The organism is Rhizobium sp. RCC_161_2 (assembly GCF_041355235.1).
In the GTDB taxonomy this organism is placed as follows: Bacteria; Pseudomonadota; Alphaproteobacteria; order Rhizobiales; family Rhizobiaceae; genus Rhizobium.
In genome coordinates this window covers 298,584-322,626 of the sequence record NZ_JBFUPL010000003.1, presented here as the reverse complement: position 1 = coordinate 322,626, position 24,043 = coordinate 298,584, and the positions used below count along the sequence as shown (strand labels likewise).

Sequence of the window (24,043 nt, the reverse complement as noted above, 5' to 3'; positions counted from 1 at the left end):
GCGGGCAGGCTTCTCTGCCCGCGACAGCTTGAGGGGACAAGCGCGATGATCGACAAATTCGCTTACCGCATAGCCTTGGCGCTGGTCGCCGGCTTTTGCCTGATGCTGGTGCTGACCGCCACAGCGCTGCGCGCTGAGGAGGATGCACATAGCCTCATCAACGCGCTTGGTCCGGCGAACTTCCAGCAGGCCGACGAGATCGTCAAGAACCTGGCCAAGACCGGCGATCCCAAGGTGGTGCCGGCCTTGCAGGCTTTCTCGGATGGCGATCTCTACGTCAGGAAATCCGACAACCAGGTGTTCATCGCCAAATCCTCCGGCGATGCCATGAGCCTGATCGACCCGGTCACCGGGCAGGCGGCCGGCGAGGAAGCCAAGGGCAACCTCACGAAAATCAAGATCAACAACAATCTCCGTCGCTCGGTCCGCGCGGCTCTTGGCGGCTTGACGCTGTTGAGCCCGGATCGCGGTGTCCGGCTGGAAGCGGCGCAATCGGTGCTGAAGTCGCCGAGCCCGGATTCGCTGGAAGTGCTGGAGGCAGCCCTTCAGAATGAGAAGGACGGCGAAATTCGCGGCGTACTGGAAAAGGCGCGCGCGGTTGCCGTCCTTAGCTCCGATCGTCCGCTGGAGCAGAAGAAAGCCGCGATCGAAACGATCAAGACCGAGGGCGGACGTGACGCCATCGGCATCCTTTCCTCCGTTTCCGTCGACGACAGCCTGAAGCCCGATGTTGCCGCCGCCATTGCCGGCATCCAGGATCAATTGCAGATCTGGGATGCGGTGCAGAATGTCTGGTACGGCCTGTCGCTCGGTTCGGTGCTGTTGCTGGCTGCCATCGGCCTTGCCATCACCTTCGGGGTCATGGGCATTATCAATATGGCGCATGGCGAGATGGTGATGCTCGGCGCCTATTCCACCTTCATGGTGCAAAGTGTCATCCGCACGTCCTATCCGGAACTCTTCGACTGGTCGCTGGCGATCGCCTTGCCCGTTGCATTTGTGGTGACGGGTGCCGTCGGCCTCGTCATCGAGCGCGGCGTCATCCGCTTTCTCTACGGCCGGCCGCTGGAAACGCTGCTCGCCACCTGGGGCATTTCGCTGATCCTGCAGCAGGCGGTGCGCTCGATCTTCGGGCCGACCAATCAGGAAGTCGGCAATCCCTCCTGGATGTCCGGCTCCTTCGATATCGGCTATCTCTCGTTTACCTGGAACCGCCTCTGGATCATCGTCTTTTCGCTTGGCGTCTTCGTTGCCCTGTTGCTGCTGCTCAAGCGCTCGGCCTTCGGGCTGCAGATGCGCGCGGTGACGCAGAACCGGCGCATGGCCTCCTCGATGGGCATTCGCACGCCTTGGGTCGATGCCTTCACCTTTGCGCTCGGCTCCGGCATTGCCGGCATGGCGGGCGTAGCGCTTTCGCAGATCGACAACGTCTCGCCGAACCTCGGCCAGAGCTACATCATCGACAGCTTCATGGTCGTGGTGTTCGGCGGTGTCGGCAATCTCTGGGGCACGCTGGTCGGCGCCTTCTCGCTCGGCATCCTCAACAAGTTCCTTGAGCCCTATGCGGGCGCGGTGCTTGGCAAGATCCTCGTACTCGTCCTCATCATCCTCTTTATCCAGAAACGTCCCCGCGGGCTCTTTGCCCTCAAGGGCAGGGCGGTGGAAGCATGATCACGGCCTTTATCCTCCGCTCGCTCGACCGCCGCATCAGCATCGCCATCGCGATATTGATCGCCATCGCCTTTCTCGTGCCGCTGTCGAACCTGCTGTTGCCGGAAACCAGCGCGCTGCATGTGCCGACCTATCTGATGTCGCTGTTCGGCAAGTATCTGACCTATGCGCTGCTCGCCTTGGCGCTCGATCTGGTCTGGGGTTATTGCGGCATTCTCTCGCTCGGCCATGGCGCCTTCTTCGCGCTCGGCGGCTATGCGATGGGCATGTATCTGATGCGGCAGATCGGCACGCGCGGCACCTATGGCAACCCGATCCTGCCGGACTTCATGGTCTTCCTGAATTGGAAGGAGCTGCCCTGGTTCTGGTACGGCTTCGATCATTTCTGGTTCGCGATGATCATGGTGCTGGCAGCACCCGGCCTGCTTGCCTTCATCTTCGGCTGGTTCGCCTTCCGCTCCCGCGTCAACGGCGTCTATCTCTCCATTATCACGCAGGCCATGACCTATGCGCTGCTGCTTGCCTTCTTCCGCAACGATATGGGTTTTGGCGGCAACAACGGCCTGACCGATTTCAAGGACATTCTCGGCTTCAATATCCAGGCCGACGGCACGCGTGCCACGCTCTTTGCCCTCACAGCGCTGTTGCTGGCGCTGGCGCTGATGCTGTCGTCTGCCATCGTCCGCTCAAAATTCGGCAAGGTGCTGGTCGGCGTGCGTGACGCGGAGAGCCGGACGCGCTTCCTCGGCTACCGTGTCGAGCACATGAAGCTCTTCGTCTTCGTGGTATCGGCGATGATGGCGGGCATTGCCGGCGCGCTCTATGTGCCGCAGATCGGCATCATCAATCCTGGCGAATTCGCGCCGGCCAATTCCATCGAAGTGGTCATCTGGACGGCGGTCGGCGGCCGGGCAACGCTGATCGGCCCGATCATCGGCGCCATCCTCGTCAATGGCGGCAAGACCATCTTTACCGGCCTGTTCCCGAGTTTCTGGCTCTTTGCGCTCGGTGGCCTCTTCGTCGCGGTGACGCTGTTCCTGCCCAAGGGCATCGTTGGGACGGCGGCGCAGTATATCGGCAATGGCCGCAAGCCCGTCAGCCCGAAGCCGAAGGCCGAGGAAGACGAAGCCAGCAAGACCATTCAGGCGGCGGAGTAAGAGCATGATTCCGGATATCAAACCCAACAGCATGCTCTATCTCAACAACGTCTCCGTCTCCTTCGACGGCTTCAAGGCGCTGAATTCGTTGTCGATCGTCATCGAACCGGGAGAGCTTCGCGCCATCATCGGCCCGAACGGTGCCGGCAAGACGACGATGATGGACATCATCACCGGCAAGACGCGGCCCGACGAGGGCGAGGTGTTCTTCAACGGCCAGGTCGATCTCACCAAGAAGGATGAGGCTGATATCGCCCAGCTCGGCATCGGTCGCAAATTTCAGAAGCCGACCGTCTTCGAAAGCCATACGGTCTGGGACAATCTCGAGCTGGCGCTCAACCGCAAGCGCGGCGTTTTCTCGACGCTGTTCTATCGCCTGACACCGGCCGATAGCGACCGCATCCACGAAATCCTCGACACGGTGCGGCTTTCGCATCGCCGCGATGAACTGGCCGCCAATCTCTCACACGGGCAGAAGCAATGGCTGGAGATCGGCATGCTGCTCGCACAGGAGCCGAAGCTGCTTCTGGTCGACGAGCCCGTTGCCGGTATGACGGACGCCGAAACGGCGGAGACGGCGGTGCTGCTGAAGGAAATCGCCAAGACGCGGTCGGTGGTGGTGGTGGAGCACGACATGGGCTTCATCCGCGATCTCGGCGTCAAGGTGACATGCCTGGCGGAAGGCTCTGTGCTGGCTGAAGGATCGATCGATTTCGTCAGCAACGATCCGAAGGTGATCGAGAATTATCTGGGGCGATGAAATGCTGACAGTCGAAAACGCAAATCTGCATTATGGCGCCGCACAGGCGTTGCGCGGCATCTCGATCAAGGCCGAGATGGGCAAGATTACCTGCGTGCTCGGGCGCAACGGTGTCGGCAAGAGTTCGCTGCTGCGCGCCGTCACCGGCCAGCATGCGCTGTCGGCGGGCACCGTTGCTTTCAACGGCGTGACGTTGAACGGCATGGCGCCGTTTGCCCGCGCCAAGCAAGGCATCGGCTATGTGCCGCAGGGCCGCGAGATCTTTCCACTGCTGACGGTCAAGGAAAACCTGGAGACCGGTTTTGCGCCCGTACCGCGCCGCGACCGCACTATACCCGACGATATTTACAACCTGTTTCCGGTGCTGAAATCCATGCTGTCGCGCCGTGGCGGTGATCTCTCCGGCGGCCAGCAGCAACAACTGGCGATCGGCCGGGCGATGGTGACGCGGCCGAGGATCTTGGTGCTGGACGAGCCGACGGAAGGCATCCAGCCGTCGATCATCAAGGATATCGGCCGGGCGATCCGCTATCTCCGGGATTCCACCGGTATGGCGATCCTGCTGGTCGAGCAATATCTCGACTTCTGCCGCGAGCTTGCCGACTACGTCTACATCATGGACCGCGGCGAGATCGTCCATGAGGGTCTGGCGGAGACGCTGGATACGCCCGAAGCGCGCCGGCATCTGACGGTCTGAGGCCGTTGCCTCTGTTTTCATCGTCTGGCGAAAAATGCAGCGGCTATCCGGGTGCTCTAAGCCGGAGTTCAGGGCGGTCGCATAAGGCACAGAAATTGCTTGCGTTTGTTCCCTGTCGGGTTTCAATGACCTGCGACGACATGATGGGTTAAGTGGAGAAACGGGATGACGGCCGCAGCGGCGAGCACGAGACCGCAGAGGGCGCGCGGACGCGGCCATCTGGCGGCCAAGGCGCTTGACGGGCGTACGCGTCTTGCCGAGCTTTTCCAGGAGGGGTCTGCGAAGATCCGCTTGCCCGCAACCTTCGACAGTTCCATGGAAGCGGTCATCATCAATACCGCCGGCGGCCTGACCGGCGGTGACCGCATGGATTGGAGCATCGTCGCTGGGGCAGGCACACGCATCGACGTGACCACCCAGGCCTGCGAGAAGATCTACAAGGCATCCGCCAGTACTGCCGAGGTCGTGACCTCGATCAGGGCCGGCGCCGGCGCGCGCGTCGACTGGTTGCCGCAGGAGACTATTCTGTTCGATCGCGCCTCGCTCTCTCGCCGACTCGACGTCGATCTCGACGAGACGGCCGAATTCCTGGCGGTCGAGGCGATCCTCTTGGGGCGGAAGGCCATGGGCGAGGCGATGAGGCAGGGGCTGTTCCGCGACCGCTGGCGTATCCGCCGGGCCGGGCGGCTGATCCATGCCGAGGAATTGCGGCTCGATGGTGATGTCGCTGCCTTGACCGCCGAGCATGCCGTGTTGAGCGGACAGGTCGCCTTTGCGACTTTGCTTTATGCCGGGCCGCTGGCGGAAACTTATCTCGCCCAGGTGCGGCCGCTCGTGGAAGGGCATATGGGTGGCGTCAGTCAATGGCGTGACAAGCTGGTGGTGCGGCTGGCGGCGTCCGATGGCTTCGCACTCAGAAAAATCCTGATCCCGGTCATTTCCGCCTTGCGCAATGGAGCGCCTGTGCCGAAAGTCTGGAATCTCTAGTTCAAGAACATAGCAATCACATAGGTAGGCGATGAACCTCACTCCGAGAGAAAAAGACAAGCTGTTGATTTCGATGGCGGCGATGGTGGCGCGGCGACGGCTGGAGCGCGGCGTCAAGCTCAACTATCCCGAAGCCATCGCGCTGATCTCCGATTTCGTCGTCGAGGGCGCCCGCGACGGCCGCCCCGTCGCCGAGCTGATGGAGGCCGGCGCCCATGTCATCACCCGCGATCAGGTGATGGAAGGGATTGCCGAGATGATCCATGACGTGCAGGTCGAGGCGACGTTTCCGGATGGAACGAAGCTGGTGACCGTGCACGAGCCGATCCGCTGAGCGACGGCAGAGGAGAAAGACCATGATCCCAGGCGAAATCATTGCCGCGAGCGGCGATATCGAACTCAACGTCGGCGCGCCGACCGTCACGCTGGAGGTCTCCAATACCGGCGACCGGCCGGTGCAGGTCGGCAGCCACTATCATTTTGCCGAGACGAACGGCGGCTTGTCTTTCGATCGAGACAAGGCGAGGGGCATGCGGCTGGATATTCCAGCGGGAACCGCCGTGCGTTTCGAGCCGGGCCAGACGCGCTCGGTGACGCTGATACCGCTGTCCGGCAAGCGCGAGGTCTACGGCTTCCGCCAGCAGGTCATGGGCAAGCTCTGAGGCTTGCCGGGGAGGGCGCATAGTGAGCGCGAAACGCAGGATCATGATCGTCGGCAACGGCGAGATTGCTGAGGGGATGGCGAGTGAGATCGACGCCGCCGACATGGTCGTACGCTTCAATGATTGCCGTTCTTTCGGGGCAGGTGGCAGCCGCACGGATATCGTCGCCGTCTGCAACACCGGCAGGCCCGCCCGTGCCATGCTTGGCTCCGCCGAATGGCGCAAAAGCTCGCCAGTTGCGGCCGCGTCCGAAATATGGAGTGCGCGCGATCCCCGCAAGTTCGCTGCATTGCGTGCGCCGCTTGCACTGTCGCATCCGGAACTCAATGATTTCTGCGACGATTATACCGATCAGTTCACCGCCTTTTGCCGCGCAACCGGCAAGCGCCATGTCGTGATCGACCAATTCGTTCATGAGCGCCTTGACGAGGCGCTTTCTGCGCATGAACCGGGTTCTTATATCGTACCAAGCAGCGGCTTGGTCGCGATCGGCGCGCTGCTTTTGCTCCACCCCGACGACGACATCGCCATCACCGGCTTCAGCCACACCGGCTGGGACGGTCACCCCTTCGCGGCTGAGAAGCGATTGGTCGATTTTTATATTTCCCTTGGCCGCCTCAGGCGCATCGCCAGCACAACATCCATTCTTTCCTCCCAAGGAGCCTGATTCATGTCCTACAAAATCTCCCGCGCCGCCTATGCCAACATGTTCGGGCCGACCACTGGCGACAAGGTGCGGCTTGCCGACACCGAGCTCTTCATCGAGGTCGAGAAGGATTTCACCACCTATGGCGAAGAGGTGAAGTTCGGCGGCGGCAAGGTCATTCGCGACGGCATGGGGCAGAGCCAGGTGACGCGGGCGAATGGCGCCGTCGATACTGTCATCACCAACGCGCTGATCATCGACACCTGGGGCATCGTCAAGGCCGATGTCGGCCTGAAGAACGGCCGCATTGCCGCGATCGGCAAGGCCGGCAATCCGGACACCCAGCCGGGGATCACGATCATCATCGGTCCTTCGACGGAAATCATTGCCGGCGAAGGCAAGATCCTGACCGCGGGAGGCATGGACGCGCATATCCACTTCATCTGCCCGCAACAGATCGAGGAAGCGCTGATGAGCGGCGTGACGACCATGCTCGGCGGCGGCTCCGGGCCTGCGCATGGCACGCTCGCAACCACCTGCACCGGTGCCTGGCATATCGAACGGATGATCGAAAGCTTCGATGCCTTTCCCATGAACCTCGCGCTTGCCGGCAAGGGGAATGCGTCGCTGCCGGCCGCCCTTGAGGAAATGGTGCTGGCCGGCGCGTCTTCGCTGAAGCTGCACGAGGATTGGGGTACGACGCCGGCCGCGATCGACTGCTGCCTGTCCGTCGCCGACGAGTATGACGTGCAGGTAATGATCCACACGGATACGTTGAATGAAAGCGGCTTCGTCGAAGACACGATCGGCGCCATCAAGGGCCGCACCATCCATGCTTTTCATACCGAAGGTGCCGGCGGCGGGCATGCGCCCGACATCATCAAGATCTGCGGCCAGTCGAACGTCATCCCGTCTTCGACCAATCCGACGCGGCCCTATACGGTTAACACGATTGCCGAGCATCTCGACATGCTGATGGTCTGCCATCATCTGTCGCCGTCGATTCCGGAAGACATCGCCTTTGCCGAAAGCCGCATCCGCAAGGAGACGATCGCGGCGGAGGATATTCTCCACGATATCGGCGCCTTCTCGATCATCTCCTCCGACAGCCAGGCCATGGGCCGCGTCGGCGAAGTGGCGATCCGCACCTGGCAGACCGCCGACAAGATGAAGCGCCAGCGTGGCCGTCTGGCCCAGGAAACCGGCGACAACGACAATTTCCGCGTCAAGCGTTACATCGCCAAATACACGATCAATCCAGCGATTGCCCACGGCGTCAGCCATGAGGTCGGGTCGATCGAAGTCGGCAAGCGCGCCGATCTGGTGATCTGGAACCCGGCCTTCTTCGGCGTCAAGCCGGAGATGGTCCTGCTCGGCGGCTCGATCGCGGCGGCGCCCATGGGCGATCCGAACGCCTCGATCCCGACGCCGCAGCCGATGCACTATCGTCCGATGTTTGCTGCACACGGTAAACTGCGCACGAACTCCTCGGTCACCTTCGTATCGCAGGCTTCGCTCGACGCCGGTCTTGCCGGCAAGCTCGGTGTCGCCAAGACCCTCCTTGCCGTCAAGAACACCCGTGGCGGCATCTCCAAGGCGTCGATGATCCACAACAGTCTGACGCCGCATATCGAGGTGGATCCGGAGACATACGAGGTGCACGCCGACGGTGAGCTTTTGACCTGCGAGCCGGCGACGGTGCTGCCGATGGCGCAGCGTTACTTCCTGTTCTGAGCGGCTGATGGGGAGAGCCATTCGCTGGTTGTTTCGCCTGTTGCTGCTGGCTGTGCTGGCCGTGGCAGGTGGAACTTTCATTCCAAGGCCGCTGTTTGCGCCAGCGGAGGCGGTAGGCGAGGCTGTGGGCTCGCGGCGCATTCTGGTGCTTTCCAACCCGATCCATACCGACATCGCCGTGCCGCTCGACGACGAGACCCGGGCGGCGTTTTCCTTTCTTGGACGGGCCGGCATTCCCTTGGCCGCGCCCGATGCGGAATGGCTGATCTTCGGCTGGGGCGGCCGTGCCTTTTATCTGGAAACGCCGCATTGGGCCGACCTGAAGCCGATGCCGGTGTTACGAGCGCTGACGCTGGACAGTTCAGTGCTGCATGTCGACATCGCAGGACATATCCCCGAGCAGCATCCTGCCGTTCAGCTATTTGACATCAGTGCTGGCGAATTCACGGCTTTGCTAGGGTTCATCGCAGGGAGTTTCGAGCGGCAAGGTGGCGAAGTGACGCCGATTGCCGATGCAGCCTATGGTGTTACCGATCGCTTCTTCGAGGCGAAGGGTTATTTCAATGCGCTGTTCGGCTGCAACACCTGGACGGCGGCCGCCTTGCGAACGGCCGGGATCAGAACCGGCGTGTGGAACCCTGTTCCGGAGACGCTGAAGCTGTCGCTCGCTCTTTACAATTAAGCTGCATCTAATCGGTAAGCCCGCTCACGGGCCGTCTCCCCATTTTATCCTCAGTTTTCTCTCGCTCCCGCCGCGTTTTATCGGCCGGTGAGCCTGGTATCCCTAGGATTTCAGGGGTTTTTCATAAGGCGGCAGAACTAGTGCAGCATTATCAGAGACTTGCATCGGCAGGGCCTGGAGCCGTTGTTTCGCTCAACGCCGAGCATGTCGTCGGTGGTCATTTCTAATCGTTCACAAGTTGGGAAATGCCACGCATTTTAATCATTGCATTAAAGACATCGAAGAGCGTTCGCCTCTATCTCACCTCATGGGCACGGTGGGCTGAGAAAGGTGAATCGCATGAAAGAATGGATTTCGCTGCAGGCCGAGCTGGGTGATTTTCAACGCCGCCGCACGATATACTTTTTCGCGCTGAAGATGAGTTGCGCCGCCATTGTTCTCTCCGTCGCCATCATTCTCGTGATACTGCCGATCGTGCAGTGGTTTGGTCTGTTGCCGCTGCCGATGCCGAATGCCATCCGCCTCTGCATTCTCCTCGCATCGTTCATCGGTGGCATTGTTGCCGCCGCGCTGGCGTTGCTGGCCGGCCATGCAATTCACAGGCTCGCCCTCTCCAATGCCGAATTCGAGCGGCTGAGCCGCACCGACATGTTGTCCGGCCTGTTGAACCGACGCGCCTTTACCGAGGCATTTGACGCGGTCGAGGACAACGCTTCGCTGGTGATCTTCGATGTCGACCGGTTCAAGACGATCAATGATCGCTATGGACACGCCTCGGGCGATGCGGTCATCATCGCCGTGTCGCAGATTTTTTCCGGTATTTTCAAGGGCAGGGACGTAGTCGCACGCCTGGGCGGTGAAGAGTTCGGCGCCATCGTCCATGGCCGCGACATGGCTGAGCGCATCGTCCGCATCGAGGAAGTAAAGGCACTGATCGCCGACCATGCCATTGCCGTCGAAGGTGGTGCGGTGAAGATTACTATTTCGGCGGGGATCGCCGACATATGGGGTCCGCGCAGGAAAGAGGCCACTTATGCCGCCGCCGACAAGGCGCTCTATCTCGCCAAGGCGCTCGGCCGCAATCGTGTCGTCCATGAAAGCGAATGGATGAACCAGGCCTGGCATCGCTGTTCGACGGATGAACAGGAAATGGCGTCGGCTCATGTCGAGCACTATCGATACGGCAACAGGATATAGATCTGCGAAACCCGCATTGGTCCTTGCGCGGAAAGCGACTATTTTGCATGGTCTGACAAAGCTTTGAATTGGATCCGTCATGCAACGCGTCACTTCCTATCTGCCGGCCGGCACCCCTTCCTCCAATCCGATCGACCGCGTCGAGTTGCCGCATGATCTTCGGCATCTGCGCCGCAAGCTGCTGCATCTGGAAAATGGCGACATGGTCATGCTGGATCTCAAGGAGCCGGTTCTGTTCGCCAATGGCGACCTGCTGGTGCGCGAGGATGGCGAACTGATCGAGATCGTCGCCGCCGCGGAAAAGCTGTTCGAGATCAAGCCACGCGACCGCCGGCATCTGATCGAGCTCGCCTGGCACCTCGGCAACCGGCATCTTTCGGCGCAGATCGAGGACGAGCGCATCCTCATCCTGCGGGATCATGTCATCCGTTCGATGCTCGAAGGTCTCGGTGCTACCGTGACGGAGGTCAGCGAGCCGTTCCAGCCGGCACGCGGCGCCTATCATGCCCATGGCGGTCATTCACATGGTCACGACCACGGCCATGATCACCATGGCCATGATCATCACGACCATTCGCACGACTGAGCGTCGATGACCGAGGTCTCAGAGACAGGCAATCGCGATCTGCAGGCGCTCCTGCGGCTGATGGCATGGCTGTCGCCAGCCTTTCCCATCGGCTCCTTTGCCTATTCAGGCGGCCTGGAGCGCGCTGTGCATGATGGCCTGGTGCGGGATGCGGAAAGCCTCAAGGACTGGATTACAGCGCTGATCCGCCATGGCTCTGCCTGGAACGATGCCGTGCTGCTTGCCGAGGCGCATGGCGCCGGTGAGGATGCAGCGCGGCTGGCCGATGTGATCGAACTTGCTGAGGCGCTGGCCGGCTCGAAGGAGCGGCATCAGGAAACCATGCTGCTTGGGGAAGCCTTCCTCTCAGCGGCTGAAGCCTGGCAGCATCTGGTCTTTTCGATATTGCCTGCGAAGACCGCCTATGCCGTCGCGGTGGGTGCCGTCGCCCGCGCGCATGGGATCGCCTGCGAGGAGGCGCTGGCCGCCTTCCTGCATGCCTTGGCGTCGCAGATGATGTCGGCGGGCATCCGGCTCGGGGTGAGCGGACAGAAGGATGGCGTGGCGATCCTGGCGGCGCTGGAGGATGTCATCGCTGATGTGGCGAAACGTGCCGCGCGCTCAAGCCTCGATGATCTCGGCGCTGCGACGGTTCAGGCCGACATAGTAAGCCTTCGTCACGAAACGCAGGGCACGCGCCTCTTTCGCTCATGAAGAAATGGCGCGAGGAAATGTTATACTCGGAGCCATTCCTACGTCATTCGCCGCTGTGCGGCAGGACCGCGCTTCGCTATCCTGATTTTTCATTGGAGTTTTGAGCATGAAATCGAGAAATGGACCTCTGCGCGTCGGCATCGGCGGGCCTGTCGGTTCGGGCAAGACGGCGCTGACGGAGAAACTGTGTAAGGCGATGCGGGACGATTATTCCGTCGCCGTCGTCACCAATGATATCTACACGACGGAAGACGCCGAGGCGCTGGTGCGGATGCAGGCGCTGACTTCGGATCGCATTGTCGGCGTCGAAACCGGCGGCTGCCCGCACACCGCCATCCGCGAGGACGCGACGATCAACCTGCAAGCCATTGCCGGGCTCAACGAGCGGCTTCCCGATCTCGACGTCGTCTTCATCGAATCGGGCGGCGATAATCTGGCGGCGACCTTTTCGCCGGATCTCGCCGATATCACCATCTATGTGATCTCGGTCTGCCAGGGTGAGGAAATTCCGCGCAAGGGCGGTCCGGGGATCACCAAGTCCGATCTTCTCGTCATCAACAAGAAGGATCTCGCGCCTTTCGTCGATGTCGATCTCGATGTCATGGACCGCGATGCGACGCGGATGCGTCAGGCTCGTCCTTTCGTCTTCTCCGATATGAAGCGCGGCGACGGCGTTGGCACGATCGTCGATTTCCTAAAGGAACAGGGCGGCCTCTAAGCCGCCCCGCCGTTTGTTATTTCTACTGTCGGGCCGCCGCTATTCTGCGGCGAATGGCGGCAGCTTCAGGATATTCGTTCTTGCCGGCGTGTGTGGTGCGTCCTTGTGCTCCACGGCATCCAGACGTTCTTCCAGCGCGGTCAGCGACTTGCGGTTCTCGTCGACGGCGGCGGCCAGGCTTTCTTTGGTCAGGACCTCATCATCCGCATCCTTCTTGCCGACGAGACGGCCGAAGAGCCAGGCCAACAAGCGCGACAGGTCGTCCATGATCAGGAAGAAGGACGGCACGACCACCAGGCTGAGCACGGTGGAGACGATGATGCCGCCGATCACCGCGATCGCCATCGGCGCGCGGAACGAACCGCCTTCGCCGACACCGAGCGCGGATGGCAACATGCCGGCGGACATGGCGATCGAGGTCATGATGATCGGCCGCGCACGCTTGCGACCGGCCTCGACCACGGCCTCCAGCCTCGGCATGCCGTGATGCATCATCTCTATGGCGAAATCGACCAGCAGGATGGCGTTCTTGGTGACGATGCCCATCAGCATCAGAATGCCGATCATGACGGGCATGGACAGGGCATTGCCGGTCATGATCAACGCCAGTGCCACGCCGCCGATCGCCAGAGGCAGCGACAGCAGGATGGTGAAGGGCTGGATCACATCCTTGAACAGCAGGATCAGCACGGTCAGCACCAGTAGCAGGCCCATCAGCATGGCGTTGCCGAAGCTTGTCTGCATTTCCTTCTGGATCTTGGTGTCGCCGCTTTCCGCCAGATGGACGCTGGCCGGGATCTGGGCGCTGTTGACGATGCTCAGGAAGTGGCTGGAAGCCGTATCCAGCGCCACGCCCTGCGGCAGGTCCGCGCCGATCGCGACGACGCGATAGCGGTTGTTGCGCTTGATCGAGGAGAGGCCTTCGGAATAGTCGATATCGGCGACGCTCGACATCGGTACCGTGGCTCCCGAGGCGGTCTTGATGCGCAGTGCCCGGATCGAGGCGAGGTCGCGGCGCAGGCCGAGCGATGCCTGCACCCGGATCGGGATCTGGCGGTCGTCGAGCGAGATCTTGGCCAGCGAGGCATCGATATCGCCGATGGTCGCAACACGCACCGTATCGGAAATCATCTGCGGCGTGATGCCGAGGCGGGCCGCTTCATCCTTGCGCGGATAGATCTGCAGCTCCGGCCGGGGCAGGGCACCGTCGGCGCTGACATTGGCAAGGGCCGGATCGCTGCGTAGCTTGGCTTCGAGAATGCCGACGGCCTGGTTCAGATCCTTCTCGTTGCGGGAGAGGAAGTTGTAAGTCAGGTCACGATCGCCGCGGTCGTTGAGCTTGGTGATGCGGACGTCGGGAAGCGAACGCAGCTTGGCGAAGACTTCCTTTTCTATATCCCATTGCGGGCGCTCTCGGCCATGGACGGTCACCTTCGGCAGATAGGGTCCTATGACCGGCAGTGAGCCGAGCATATCGTTGACCAGCTTCTTGACGAGTGACTGGTCGAGCTTGCCGAGCGTCAGCGTAATCGTTGCGCGGCGCAGTTCCAGATCACCCTTGGGCGAGGCGCCCCCAAGAACGAAGACGTTTTCAACGCCATTGATGTCCTTGACGCGTCTATAAATCTCATTGGTCGCGTGCTCGGTGTCGTCGAGCCGGGCATTGGGCGGGAGCTCGGCCGAGAGCACGATGCGGGAGGCATCTTCCGGGGGGATGAAGCTGCCGGGCACGAACATGATCAACGCGAAGACGGAAGCGATCGAGAATGCAAAGGCCGCAACCAGTGTCGGATAGCGTGTGTACCATTTCCGCGTCGTTAGCCGAACCAGCCAGCTATAGCCGCGCATGAAGCGTCCATCATTGTCGTGATGGTCGTCGACGGCATCTTCCGCACGCATCAAATAGGCGGCCATCATCGGCGTGATCAGTCGCGCGACCAGCAGCGAGAAGAACACCGAGAAGGCGACCGTCAGGCCGAACTGGATGAAATATTGGCCGGGAATGCCCGGCATGAAGGAGACCGGAACGAAGACGGCGATGATGGTGAACGTGGTGGCGATGACGGCGAGGCCGATTTCGTCAGCGGCATCGATCGCAGCCCGATACGGTGTCTTGCCCATCTTGATATGGCGGGCGATGTTCTCGATCTCGACGATGGCGTCGTCTACGAGGATACCGGTCGCGAGCGTCAGCGCCAGGAAGCTGACGAGGTTCAGCGAGAAGCCGATCTGGTTCATGATCCAGAAGGTCGGGATCGCCGAGAGCGGCAGTGCGACGGCCGAGATCAGTGTCGCTCGCCAGTTCCGGAGGAACAGGAAGACGACGATGACCGCCAGCAGCGCGCCTTCGAGCAGCGTGTGCATCGCCGCTTCGTAGTTGCCGTAGGTATAGTAGACGGAGTCGTCGATCAGCTCGATCGAGACATTCGGGTTTTCGGCGCGTACCTTGTCCAGCGTGTCGTTCACCGTCTTGGCGACGGTTACTTCGCTGGCGCCCTTGGCGCGGAACACGCCGAAGGTGACGACGGGCGTGCTGTTGAACCGCGAGAACGACTTCGGCTCCTGATAGGTGTCCTTGATCGTCCCGAGATCGGAGAGCTTGACGAAGCGGCCGTCGGTCAGCGCGATCGTGGTGTCGGCAAGCTGAGCGACCTCGCGGGCGTCGCCAAGGACGCGGATCGCCTGTTCGCTGCCGGCCACTTGGCCACGACCGGAGCCGAGGTCGACGTTGGTGCCGCGCAGTTGCTGGCTGACTGAAAGCGCGGTGATGCCATGGGCATTCAGCTTGTTCGGATCGAGTTCGATGCGCACTTCGCGATCGGCGCCGCCGTAGCGGTCGACGCGGCCGATGCCCGACTGGCCCTGCAGGGCGCGCTTGACGACATCGTCGACAAACCACGACATTTCCTCGAGCGTCATGTTCGGTGAGGAGACGGCGAAGCTCTGGATCGCTTGTCCTTCGACATCGACCTTGGAGACGATCGGTTCGTCGATGGTGGATGGCAGGTTGCCGCGAATGCGGTCGATGGCGTCCTTGGTATCCTGAACGGCCTGTGGCGTCGGCACTTCGAGGCGGAAGACCACGACGGTCTGTGACTGGCCGTCGGTGACGGTCGATTGGATCTCATCGATGCCGTTGATGCTGGCGACGGCGTCTTCGATCTCCTTCGTCACCTGCATTTCAAGTTCGGCGGGCGATGCGCCGCTCTGCGTCACGGTCACGTTGACGACCGGCACGTCGATATTCGGGAAACGGGTAATCGGCAGATTGAAGAAGGCGTGTGCGCCCACCACCATCAGCAGGAAAAAGCCCAAGAGCGGCGCGACGGGATTTCGGATGGACCAGGCGGAAAAGTTCATCTTGCCGTTCTCGCTCAGTTGGACGCTTGCGGCGCTTGTTTGATGGGCGTGATGTGGTCGCCGTCGCGGACATAGGCGCCAGCCTTGGCCACGACTTCCTCGCCATCCTGCAGGCCCTTGACGATCTCGACATAGGCGCCGTCCTGGATGCCGGTCTCGACATTGACGAACTTTACCACGCCGCTCTCCACCTTGCGGGCGGAGGAGCCGTTTTCATCGCTGTTGACGGCGGTGAGCGGCAGGGCGACCCCTTGCGTCTCGCGGATGATGATCTCGGCGTTGCCATACATGCCAGCGCGGGCCTTGTCGCCCTCGTGGATGGAAATATGAACAGCGCCGAGGCGGGTCACCGCATCGACGATCGGCGCAACCAGACGTACGGTGCCCGAGAGCTTTTCACGGCCGCCGGAAAGTGAAATCATCGCCTTCTGCCCGATATTGATCTTGGTAATGTCGCTTTCGGAGACGTCGACCACAAGCTCGAGCTTGCTGTCGCGGATGATGGTGAAGAGCGGATCGCTGCTGCCGTTGGCGATGGCGCCGATGCGGGCGTTGCGCGAGGCGACGGTGCCGGCGACCGGCGTCTTGATGCCGGTGCGGGCCAGTTTCAGATCGGTGTCGGCGATCTGGCTGTCGGTAACCTTGAGGTCCGCTTCGGCAACGGCGATTGCCTGTTCGGCCGAGGCGACGCGCGCCTTGTTGGCGGCGGCTGTCGCGTTCGCCTGCTCGACCGAGGAGGTCGAGACGGTGCCCCTGGCGCCCATGGCGACGGCGCGGACCCGCGCCAATTCAGACTCTTCCGCATTCGCGTGGGCTTCGATGAGCTGCGCGCGCAATTGTGCAAGCGTTGCCTGGCCCTTGGCCTTCGTGGCTGCCATCTGACTCTTCTGCAGGATCAGCGCGTCGTCGTTCAGCGTGGCAAGCGTGCTGTCCGCCTGGACTTTGTCGCCGACATCGGCGTTGAGCGAGCGAACCGACAGGCCGTCGACCTGCGGCTGGATATAGACCTCTTCCACGGCCTTCACCGTGCCGGTGGCGACCACCTTGTCGATCAGCTTGCGCGTTTGCGCCTGCGTGACGACGATTGCCGGCAGGTTCTGCTTCGGGGCGGTCACGGCAGGCTCTTCGGCAAGGGCCGCAGGCGCTGACAGCAGGGCAAGCAGGATTGCGGTCGTGCTCAGAAATCTATGCGGCGTGAGGGCCATGCGTCCGGTTCCAGTTCGGCATTTTGGGTAACGGGGATTTCGCTGTTTCCGTCGCGAACACGGGGGATCTGTGCATGCGGGCCGGCTTTATCCGGCGGATCAACATCCGTTTGTCATGCCAGAAAGTCCCTCATCCTCAATTTGTCCCATTACATGGGAACAATTTCCAAATCCTGCAAGATCACGAGAAAATGATTTCCATCGTCGGATGATGCTAATGCTGGAGACGCTATGGATCAATCACGGTATTGTGATGTCTGCATTCAGATATTTGATCGACGCTTGGCTTTTCATGCAGACGCGAGAATAAAGCCAGCTTTTTGTGGTGGTTGTTACAAAATGAAAAGAACGCGCGAGGGATAGCCCTCGCGCGTTCCGGTCATTTGATGTGCCGGGACTATTTCAGTGCGGCGTCGGTGATCTCGTGCGTGTAAGCGCCGGTCGGCTTCTTGTTGATGATTTTCTGGTCCAGAAGGGCTGCCACCGTGCGGTCATAGAGCTTGGTGTCGAGCTTGCCGCTGCCGATCAGCTTTGCGACTTCACCCATCATGCGCTTCTGGTGGTTCTCGTCCTGACCGCCATTGTCCATGACGATTTCAGCGGCTTCATCCGGATGTGCGACGGCGTACTTCCAGCCCTTCAGCGAAGCGCGGACGAACTTGACCATGTCGGCCTTGAACTTCGGATCCTTCAGCTTGTCCTCGTTGACATAGAGGCCGTCTTCCAGAAGGTCGATGCCGAGCTTGGAGTAGTTGAAGACGGTGAGGTCTTCCGCCTTGAAGCCGGCATCGATCGCCTGCCAGTATTCATTGTAGGTCATGACCGAAATGCAATCGGCCTGCTTCTGAACCAGCGGCTGGACGTCGAAGCTCTGTTTCAGGACGGTCACGCCATCCTTGCCGCCATCGGTCTTCAGCCCGAGCTTGTTCATCCAGGCGAAGAAGGGATATTCGTTACCGAAGAACCAGACACCGAGCGTATGGCCCTTGAAATCCTTCTCTGTCTTGACCGGGCCGTCCTTCGGGCAGATCAGCTCGAGGCCGGACTTTTCGAAGGGCTGGGCGATGTTGATCAGCGGCACGCCCTTTTCGCGTGCAACCAGAGCGCCACCCATCCAGTCGACGATGACGTCGGCGCCGCCGCCGGCGATCACCTGTTCCGGCGCAATGTCTGGGCCGCCCGGCTTGATGTCGACGTCGAGGCCTTCTTCCTTGTAGAAGCCTTTGTCCTTGGCGACGAAGTAGCCGCCGAACTGGCCCTGTGCCACCCATTTCAGCTGCAGCGTCACCTTGTCGGCGGCATTCGCGGCCTGAGCCATGGTCAGCGCCATGGCGCCGGCCATCAGTGTAAACATCAGTCTTTTCATTGTCTTCACCCTTTTCCCTCTGAAGTTATGCCCTGATCCCTTGCCCGGGATCTTAGTCTACGTCTTTCCACCGCGGATCGACGGATGCCAGAACGTCGTCATTCTCTCAAGAATGGCGACGATACCGTAGAAGACGGAACCCGCAATCGCGGCGACCGCGATTTCCGCCCAGACCATGTCGAGGTTCAGCCGGCCGTTTTCGGTCGAGATGCGGAACCCCATACCCGACATGGGTGTACCAAAGAACTCCGCCACGATGGCACCGATCATGGCCAAGGTCGAGTTGATCTTTAGCGCATTGAAAATAAAGGGAGCGGCGGCCGGCAGGCGCAGTTTGAACAGCGTTTGCCAATAGCTCGACGCGTAGGTCCGCATAAGGTCGCGCTCGATATTGCCGGCGGCAGCAAGGCCGGCGACGGTGTTCACCAGCATCGGGAAGAAGGTCATGATGACGACGACGGCGGCCTTGGACTGCCAGTCGAAGCCGAACCACATGACCATGATCGGCGCGACGCCGATGATCGGCAGCGCCGAGACGAAATTGCCGATCGGCAGCAGGCCACGGCGCAGGAACGCAAAGCGGTCGGCGAGGATGGCGACGACGAAGCCGCTCGCGCAGCCGATGATGTAGCCGATCAACACCGATTTGAAGATGGTTTGCTGGATGTCGATCCAAAGTGTCGGAAGCGATCCGGCAATGCTTGCCCCGATGGCGCTTGGCGGCGGCAGCAAGACCAGGGAGACACCGGCACCGCGCGTCACCGCCTCCCAAATGATCAGGATCCAAGCACCGAAAATCGCCGGGATCAACATCCGCAGGCCATAATTGCCGAGATCGGAGCGCGGGCGGATGGATGAGAGCACCGAGACACAGCGCCAGGCGAGAAGCCACCCGGCCGCGATGAGCAGGAAGAAGGAGGGCTGAGCCTTGCCCTCGTTGCCGGTGATCTGGGATAGCAGCAGCCAAGCGGTTTCATGCGCACCCAGAAACAGGATGGCCGCGGTGATAGGTGCCGGCAGGGTGGATTGAGAAAAAATCGCGGTGACGACGATGAGAAAGAAAACGAGTGCTACAATGCTCGATGGGATCGGCTCCGGCGCGCCATCCGCAAACAGCGGTAGCGTGAGCGCGGCGGCAAGGCAGAGCAGGAGAGCAAGAAGACCCTGCCAGGAGAGCTGAATCAGTTTCATGCCGGCCTCCCTCCCATCGAGTGATTGACGATGCGTGCGGCAATGCCGACGATGGCGACAAGGATCGCCGCAAGTACCGAGCCGGCGACGAGTGCCGCCCAGATGTCGATCGTCTGGCTGTAATAGGAGCCTGCGAGCAGCTTGGCGCCGATACCAGCGACGGCTCCGGTCGGAAGCTCGCCGACGATGGTGCCGACGAGGCTTGCGGCAATTGCCACCTTCATCGACGTGAAGAGGAAGGGGATCGAGGCCGGCACTCGCAGCTTCCAGAAGGTCTGTGACGCGCTGGCATTATAGGTGCGCATCAGGTCCAGATGCATGACCTCCGGCGAGCGTAGTCCCTTGGTCATGCCGACGGTGACGGGGAAAAATGACAGGTAGGTGGAAATCAGCGCCTTGGGGATCAGCCCGTCGATGCCCAGGGCGCTGAAGACGACGATGATCGTCGGCGCGATCGCCAGGATGGGTATCGTCTGCGATGCGATGATCCAGGGCATGAGGCTGCGGTCGAGCGCCACGAGATGGACGATGCCGACGGCAAAGAGGATGCCGAGCACGGTGCCGAAGGCGAAGCCGACAGCGGTGGGGGCAAGTGTTACCCAGGCATTGTAGACGAGGCTGCGATTGCTGGTCGGGGTTCGCAGAAACGTGTTCTCGAAGACGTTCTGCGCCACCTGATGCGGCGCTGGCAGGATGGGTTTAGGCTGGGCCAGCGTCTTGCCGATGAATTCCATCGTCGTCGAGGTGACATTGGCGCGTCGGTCGAGATCGCGCTGGAACGGCGTGTTGAGGACGACGGCGAAGACATACCACAGCAGCAGGATCGCCAGCACGATGGTCGTGACCGGCAGGAACTTGTGCTTGAAGAACTGCTCCTTCTCCATGCTCATGCCCTCCCTTGCGCGGGAAACAGCATCAGCGCCATGGCGACGATGCCGAGCCCGACGCCGGCCAGTTGCGGCAAGCTGAGCCGTTCGCCGAAAACGACGAAGGCAACGATGTTGACGACCACGAGCTGGGCGATGGAGGAGGCTGATATCGCCAGCCCCAGCCCACCCTCGCGCATGAGCCGGATCATCATCAGATTGCCAATGCAATAGAGAATGAGCGCGAATACTAGGACTAGGATGTTGTTGTTGGCGATATAGGTTCGCGAGGCGGTTGCCCCGCCGATGAAGATCGCCATGGCGCCGACGAGCCAGAGGAGGAATTGCGGGTTCATGGTGCGATCCTATTCCTCATAACTATGCCCCGCTCTCAGCCCTTCGCGGACGCGATGGGCGATCTCCAGGAATTCGGGGGTCTCGCGAATGCCGAGCGGGCGTTCCAGCGGCAGCGTGGATTCGATCACGTCGGTGACGCGGCCGGGGCGGGGCGACATGACGACGATCTTGGTGGAGAGATAGACCGCCTCCGGGATCGAGTGCGTCACGAAGCAGATGGTCTTGTTCGTGCGTTTCCAGAGTTTCAACAGCTGTTCGTTGAGATGGTCGCGGACGATCTCGTCCAGCGCGCCGAAGGGCTCGTCCATCAGGAGCAGGTCGGCATCGAAGGCGAGCGCGCGGGCGATCGACGCGCGCTGCTGCATGCCGCCCGAAAGCTGCCAGGGGAACTTCTTCTCGAAACCAGTGAGATTGACCAGATCCAGCGTCTGGGCGATGCGCTTGGCCTGTTCCTCCCTGGCATAGCCCATGATCTCCAGCGGCAAGGCGATGTTCTTCTCGATGGTGCGCCAGGGATAAAGGGCTGGCGCCTGAAAGACATAGCCATAGGCACGCGCCTTGCGCGCCTCGTCCGGTGTCATGCCGTTGACGGTGATATCGCCGGAGGTCTTGCGCTCGAGATCGGCGATGACGCGCAGGAAGGTGGTCTTGCCGCAGCCGGAGGGGCCGATGAAGGAAACGAAATCGCCCTTGCGCACATCGAGATCGACATTGCTCAGCGCATGCACTGGCCCGTCATTGGTCTCGTAGGTGAGACAGAGGTTCCGCGCGGAGACGACGGAAGAAGCGGACGACGTCATTAACACCTACCAGTCATGTTTTCGCCGCGTAGAGCGGCGGATTGCTTGTTATCCTGTTTGGCATTGCGGTAATTTGGGAAGGCAAGGCCGCGGCGCGGCTGCCCGATCCAGAGGAGCAATGCCATGAGTATGTCATCGAAGCCCACCTGCCATGTCGTGCGGCCTGGCGGCACCTATGCCGGCAAGCAGGGCTTTAGCTATTTCGAGGGGATTGCCGCCGAGACGGTTGGCTCGACAGGCATCTGCCTGCATCTTCTGACCATCCCGCCGGGCGGCCGCGCCAAGGCGCATCTGCATGCCGCGCATGAGACGGCGATCTATGCGCTCTCCGGCGAGACACATTGCTGGTTTGGGGACCAGCTGGAAGAGCACGTTATCGTTCGCGCCGGCGAAATGTTCTACATTCCGGCCGGCGTGCCCCATCTGCCCGCCAATCTCAGCGACCAGCCGGCGACGGCCATCATCGCCCGCACCGATCCGAGCGAGCAGGAAAGCGTCGTCCTGCTGCCGGATCTGGAGCGGTATGTGCCGCTTTGAGCGGATGGACTGAAATGCCGGAGCCAAGCGCTACACCCCGCTCGCGGGGATGCCGCTGCGCTGCACCTTGCGCGGCGCGGTGATATCTTTCCAGGTCGAAAGCGCGCGGTTGGCGGCGGTGTAGGGTTCGCGCTTGACGAACTCGCCGTGGCCCTGCTGCGTCTTCACCGTGCCTTCCTCGATGGCGACCACGCCGCGGGTCAGGGTATAACGCGGCAGGCCGGTCACTTCCTTGCCTTCGAAGACGTTGTAGTCGATTGCCGACTGTTGCGTCTTGGCGGCAATGGTCTTCGAGCGCTTCGGATCCCAGACGACGATATCCGCATCGGCGCCGACGAGGATCGCGCCCTTCTTCGGGTAGCAGTTGAGGATCTTGGCGATATTGGACGAGGTCACCGCCACGAATTCGTTCATGGTCAGGCGGCCGGTGTTGACGCCGTAGGTCCAGAGCATGGGCATGCGGTCTTCGAGACCGCCTGTGCCGTTCGGGATCTTGGTGAAATCGCCAAGGCCAAAACGCTTCTGTTCGGTGGTGAAGGCGCAATGGTCGGTCGCGACCACCTGCAGCGAGCCGGAGGCAAGGCCGGCCCAGAGGCTGTCCTGATGCTGCTTGTTGCGGAAGGGCGGCGACATGACACGGCGGGCGGCATGGTCCCAATCGGCATTGGCATATTCGGTTTCGTCCAGCGTCAGGTGCTGGATTAGTGGCTCGCCATAGACGCGCATGCCCTTCTGACGGGCGCGGCGGATGGCTTCATGGGCCTGTTCGCAGGAGGTGTGGACGATGTAAACCGGGCTGCCCGCCATGTCGGCGATCATGATGGCGCGGTTGGTTGCTTCGCCCTCGACTTCGGCGGGGCGGGAATAGGCATGCGCTTCCGGGCCGTTATTGCCCTCGGCCAGCAGCTTTGCCTGCATCTGCGCCACCACGTCGCCGTTTTCGGCATGGACGAGCGGCAGCGCGCCAAGCTCGGCGCAACGCTGGAAGGACGAGAACATCTCGTCGTCATCCACCATCAGCGCGCCCTTATAGGCCATGAAGTGCTTGAATGTGTTGATGCCCTTGTCGCGGACGATGGCTTCCATCTCGTTGAAGACCTGCTCGCCCCACCAGGTAATCGCCATGTGGAACGAGTAGTCGCAATTTGCCCGCGTCGACTTGTTGTCCCACATGGTCAAGGCTTCGAGCAGCGACTGGCCGGGCGAGGGCAGCGCAAAATCCACCACCATCGTCGTGCCGCCGGCGAGCGCCGCCCGCGTGCCGCTCTCGAAATCGTCGGAGGAATAGGTGCCCATGAACGGCATTTCGAGATGCGTATGCGGGTCGATGCCGCCCGGCATGACATAACAGCCGGAGGCATCGAGCACTTCGCTGCCGGACAGATTCTGCCCGATCTCAACGATCTTCCCGCCTTCGATCTTGACGTCGGCCTTGTAGGTCAGATCGGCCGTAACGATGGTTCCACCCTTGATGACAGTGCTCATGGTGTCTGCTCCCTGTTTTCGAGATGCGCGCAGCCGTGGCACCCCCTCATCCGACCCTTCGGGCCACCTTCTCCCCGGGGGGAGAAGGAGAGGCGTGGCGAACCTTCGGTGCCAAGTAAGTTCTGACTGTGCCAGTGGTTTGTTGAGAAAGACGGCGGCGCGGCAAACCTTCTCTTCTCCCCTCGGGGAGAAGGTGCCCGAAGGGCGGATGAGGGGGTATGGTTCGGATACATCATTGGCTTATTTCCCCCGTCGGTTTGATCGCAGGATAGAAGCGCAGAATGTCGTCTCTTTCGAATATCCGCCCCTCAAGCGCCGCCAGGATCGTTTCCAAAACCGCACGGCGTTCCCGCGTGATTTCATGATTCCAGAACCGCAAAACCGAATAGCCCTGTGTGTTGAGCCAATGTGTGCGAACGATATCTGAGGGGGAGGTTGCATGCTGGAAGCCGTCGATTTCAACGATCAGCAACTTATCGCGACACAGAAAATCAACGACGTACGGGCCGAGCGGAATCTGCCGTGCGAATTTGTGTCCATTCAGCCGACGGCCTCGCAGATCGCTCCAGAGGCGATATTCTTCCTCGGTATCGTTTTTGCGAAGACGGCGGGCTTGCTGGGTTTTTCCTGGACGGCGTTTGGTGATGTCATTGTTGTCAGGCATCCGGGGCGCCCCCTCATCCGAC

At 61.2% G+C, this 24,043-nt stretch carries 24 protein-coding genes; 15 read left to right on the top strand and 9 right to left on the bottom strand.

What is annotated here, in order from left to right; genetic code table 11:
* Positions 1-45 precede the first annotated feature (45 nt).
* The 14 genes from urtB to ureG all read left to right on the top strand — a co-directional run bounded on the left by urtB (position 46) and on the right by ureG (position 12,190).
* Complete coding sequence (gene urtB, locus AB6803_RS09395; protein ID WP_174161062.1) at positions 46-1,671, top strand: urea ABC transporter permease subunit UrtB; 1,626 nt, start codon at positions 46-48, stop codon at positions 1,669-1,671.
* Positions 1,668-2,828: an urea ABC transporter permease subunit UrtC gene (gene urtC / locus AB6803_RS09390; protein ID WP_371108624.1), complete on the top strand. Its 1,161-nt coding sequence runs from the start codon at positions 1,668-1,670 to the stop codon at positions 2,826-2,828. Before urtB ends, urtC begins: the two co-directional genes overlap by 4 nt.
* Before the next feature lie 4 nt (positions 2,829-2,832).
* Positions 2,833-3,588, top strand: coding sequence for an urea ABC transporter ATP-binding protein UrtD (gene urtD, locus AB6803_RS09385; protein WP_371108623.1), 756 nt, complete (start codon positions 2,833-2,835; stop codon positions 3,586-3,588).
* A 1-nt stretch (position 3,589) separates the two neighbouring features.
* Entirely contained in the window at positions 3,590-4,285 is a 696-nt protein-coding gene (urtE, locus tag AB6803_RS09380) for an urea ABC transporter ATP-binding subunit UrtE (RefSeq protein ID WP_371108622.1), read from the top strand.
* Between the two features lie 165 nt (positions 4,286-4,450).
* Positions 4,451-5,272, top strand: coding sequence for an urease accessory protein UreD (locus tag AB6803_RS09375; RefSeq protein WP_371108621.1), 822 nt, complete (start codon positions 4,451-4,453; stop codon positions 5,270-5,272).
* Positions 5,273-5,303: 31 nt separating this feature from the next.
* A complete protein-coding gene (locus AB6803_RS09370) occupies positions 5,304-5,606 on the top strand; it encodes an urease subunit gamma (protein ID WP_007689920.1) in 303 nt (100 codons plus the stop codon).
* A 22-nt stretch (positions 5,607-5,628) separates the two neighbouring features.
* On the top strand, positions 5,629-5,934 hold the full coding sequence (locus AB6803_RS09365; protein ID WP_007689919.1) for an urease subunit beta: 306 nt from the start codon (positions 5,629-5,631) through the stop codon (positions 5,932-5,934).
* Between the two features lie 43 nt (positions 5,935-5,977).
* Entirely contained in the window at positions 5,978-6,601 is a 624-nt protein-coding gene (locus AB6803_RS09360) for a Urease operon accessory protein (protein ID WP_371109004.1), read from the top strand.
* Between the two features lie 3 nt (positions 6,602-6,604).
* Positions 6,605-8,314 carry an urease subunit alpha gene (gene ureC / locus AB6803_RS09355; RefSeq protein ID WP_371108620.1) on the top strand — a complete coding sequence of 570 codons (1,710 nt, stop codon included), beginning with the start codon at positions 6,605-6,607 and terminating at the stop codon, positions 8,312-8,314.
* 7 nt (positions 8,315-8,321) lie between these two features.
* The gene (locus AB6803_RS09350; RefSeq protein WP_371108619.1) at positions 8,322-8,996 is read left to right on the top strand and encodes a TIGR02117 family protein; all 675 of its coding nucleotides are present in this window, start codon (positions 8,322-8,324) and stop codon (positions 8,994-8,996) included.
* Between the two features lie 339 nt (positions 8,997-9,335).
* Positions 9,336-10,193 (top strand): GGDEF domain-containing protein, encoded by an 858-nt coding sequence (locus tag AB6803_RS09345; protein WP_371108618.1) that lies wholly within the window; start codon positions 9,336-9,338, stop codon positions 10,191-10,193.
* Positions 10,194-10,272: 79 nt separating this feature from the next.
* The gene (gene ureE, locus AB6803_RS09340) at positions 10,273-10,779 is read left to right on the top strand and encodes an urease accessory protein UreE (protein ID WP_371108617.1); all 507 of its coding nucleotides are present in this window, start codon (positions 10,273-10,275) and stop codon (positions 10,777-10,779) included.
* A gap of 6 nt (positions 10,780-10,785) precedes the next feature.
* Positions 10,786-11,472: an urease accessory protein UreF gene (locus AB6803_RS09335; RefSeq protein WP_371108616.1), complete on the top strand. Its 687-nt coding sequence runs from the start codon at positions 10,786-10,788 to the stop codon at positions 11,470-11,472.
* A 106-nt stretch (positions 11,473-11,578) separates the two neighbouring features.
* A complete protein-coding gene (gene ureG / locus AB6803_RS09330) occupies positions 11,579-12,190 on the top strand; it encodes an urease accessory protein UreG (RefSeq protein ID WP_012652104.1) in 612 nt (203 codons plus the stop codon).
* A gap of 39 nt (positions 12,191-12,229) precedes the next feature.
* On the opposite strand, the gene AB6803_RS09325 is transcribed toward ureG, so the two are convergent.
* The 7 genes from AB6803_RS09325 to AB6803_RS09295 all read right to left on the bottom strand — a co-directional run bounded on the left by AB6803_RS09325 (position 12,230) and on the right by AB6803_RS09295 (position 21,335).
* Positions 12,230-15,550, bottom strand: coding sequence for an efflux RND transporter permease subunit (locus AB6803_RS09325; RefSeq protein ID WP_371108615.1), 3,321 nt, complete (start codon positions 15,548-15,550; stop codon positions 12,230-12,232).
* 14 nt (positions 15,551-15,564) lie between these two features.
* Positions 15,565-16,755: an efflux RND transporter periplasmic adaptor subunit gene (locus AB6803_RS09320; RefSeq protein WP_371108614.1), complete on the bottom strand. Its 1,191-nt coding sequence runs from the start codon at positions 16,753-16,755 to the stop codon at positions 15,565-15,567.
* Positions 16,756-17,152: 397 nt separating this feature from the next.
* On the bottom strand, positions 17,153-18,109 hold the full coding sequence (locus AB6803_RS09315; protein ID WP_371109003.1) for an ABC transporter substrate-binding protein: 957 nt from the start codon (positions 18,107-18,109) through the stop codon (positions 17,153-17,155).
* 69 nt (positions 18,110-18,178) lie between these two features.
* Positions 18,179-19,312: an ABC transporter permease gene (locus AB6803_RS09310; protein ID WP_371108613.1), complete on the bottom strand. Its 1,134-nt coding sequence runs from the start codon at positions 19,310-19,312 to the stop codon at positions 18,179-18,181.
* A complete protein-coding gene (locus AB6803_RS09305; RefSeq protein WP_371109002.1) occupies positions 19,309-20,196 on the bottom strand; it encodes an ABC transporter permease in 888 nt (295 codons plus the stop codon). Before AB6803_RS09305 ends, AB6803_RS09310 begins: the two co-directional genes overlap by 4 nt.
* Before the next feature lie 2 nt (positions 20,197-20,198).
* Entirely contained in the window at positions 20,199-20,534 is a 336-nt protein-coding gene (locus tag AB6803_RS09300) for a membrane protein (RefSeq protein ID WP_047456647.1), read from the bottom strand.
* 9 nt (positions 20,535-20,543) lie between these two features.
* Entirely contained in the window at positions 20,544-21,335 is a 792-nt protein-coding gene (locus AB6803_RS09295) for an ABC transporter ATP-binding protein (protein WP_371108612.1), read from the bottom strand.
* Positions 21,336-21,458: 123 nt separating this feature from the next.
* Between AB6803_RS09295 and AB6803_RS09290 the strand changes: the two genes are divergently transcribed.
* Positions 21,459-21,872, top strand: coding sequence for a cupin domain-containing protein (locus AB6803_RS09290; RefSeq protein WP_371108611.1), 414 nt, complete (start codon positions 21,459-21,461; stop codon positions 21,870-21,872).
* A gap of 30 nt (positions 21,873-21,902) precedes the next feature.
* Here AB6803_RS09290 and hydA read toward each other — a convergent pair whose 3' ends face one another.
* Positions 21,903-23,357, bottom strand: coding sequence for a dihydropyrimidinase (gene hydA / locus AB6803_RS09285; RefSeq protein ID WP_371108610.1), 1,455 nt, complete (start codon positions 23,355-23,357; stop codon positions 21,903-21,905).
* 232 nt (positions 23,358-23,589) lie between these two features.
* Entirely contained in the window at positions 23,590-24,021 is a 432-nt protein-coding gene (locus AB6803_RS09280; protein ID WP_371108609.1) for an endonuclease domain-containing protein, read from the bottom strand.
* Between the last annotated feature and the right edge of the window lie 22 nt (positions 24,022-24,043).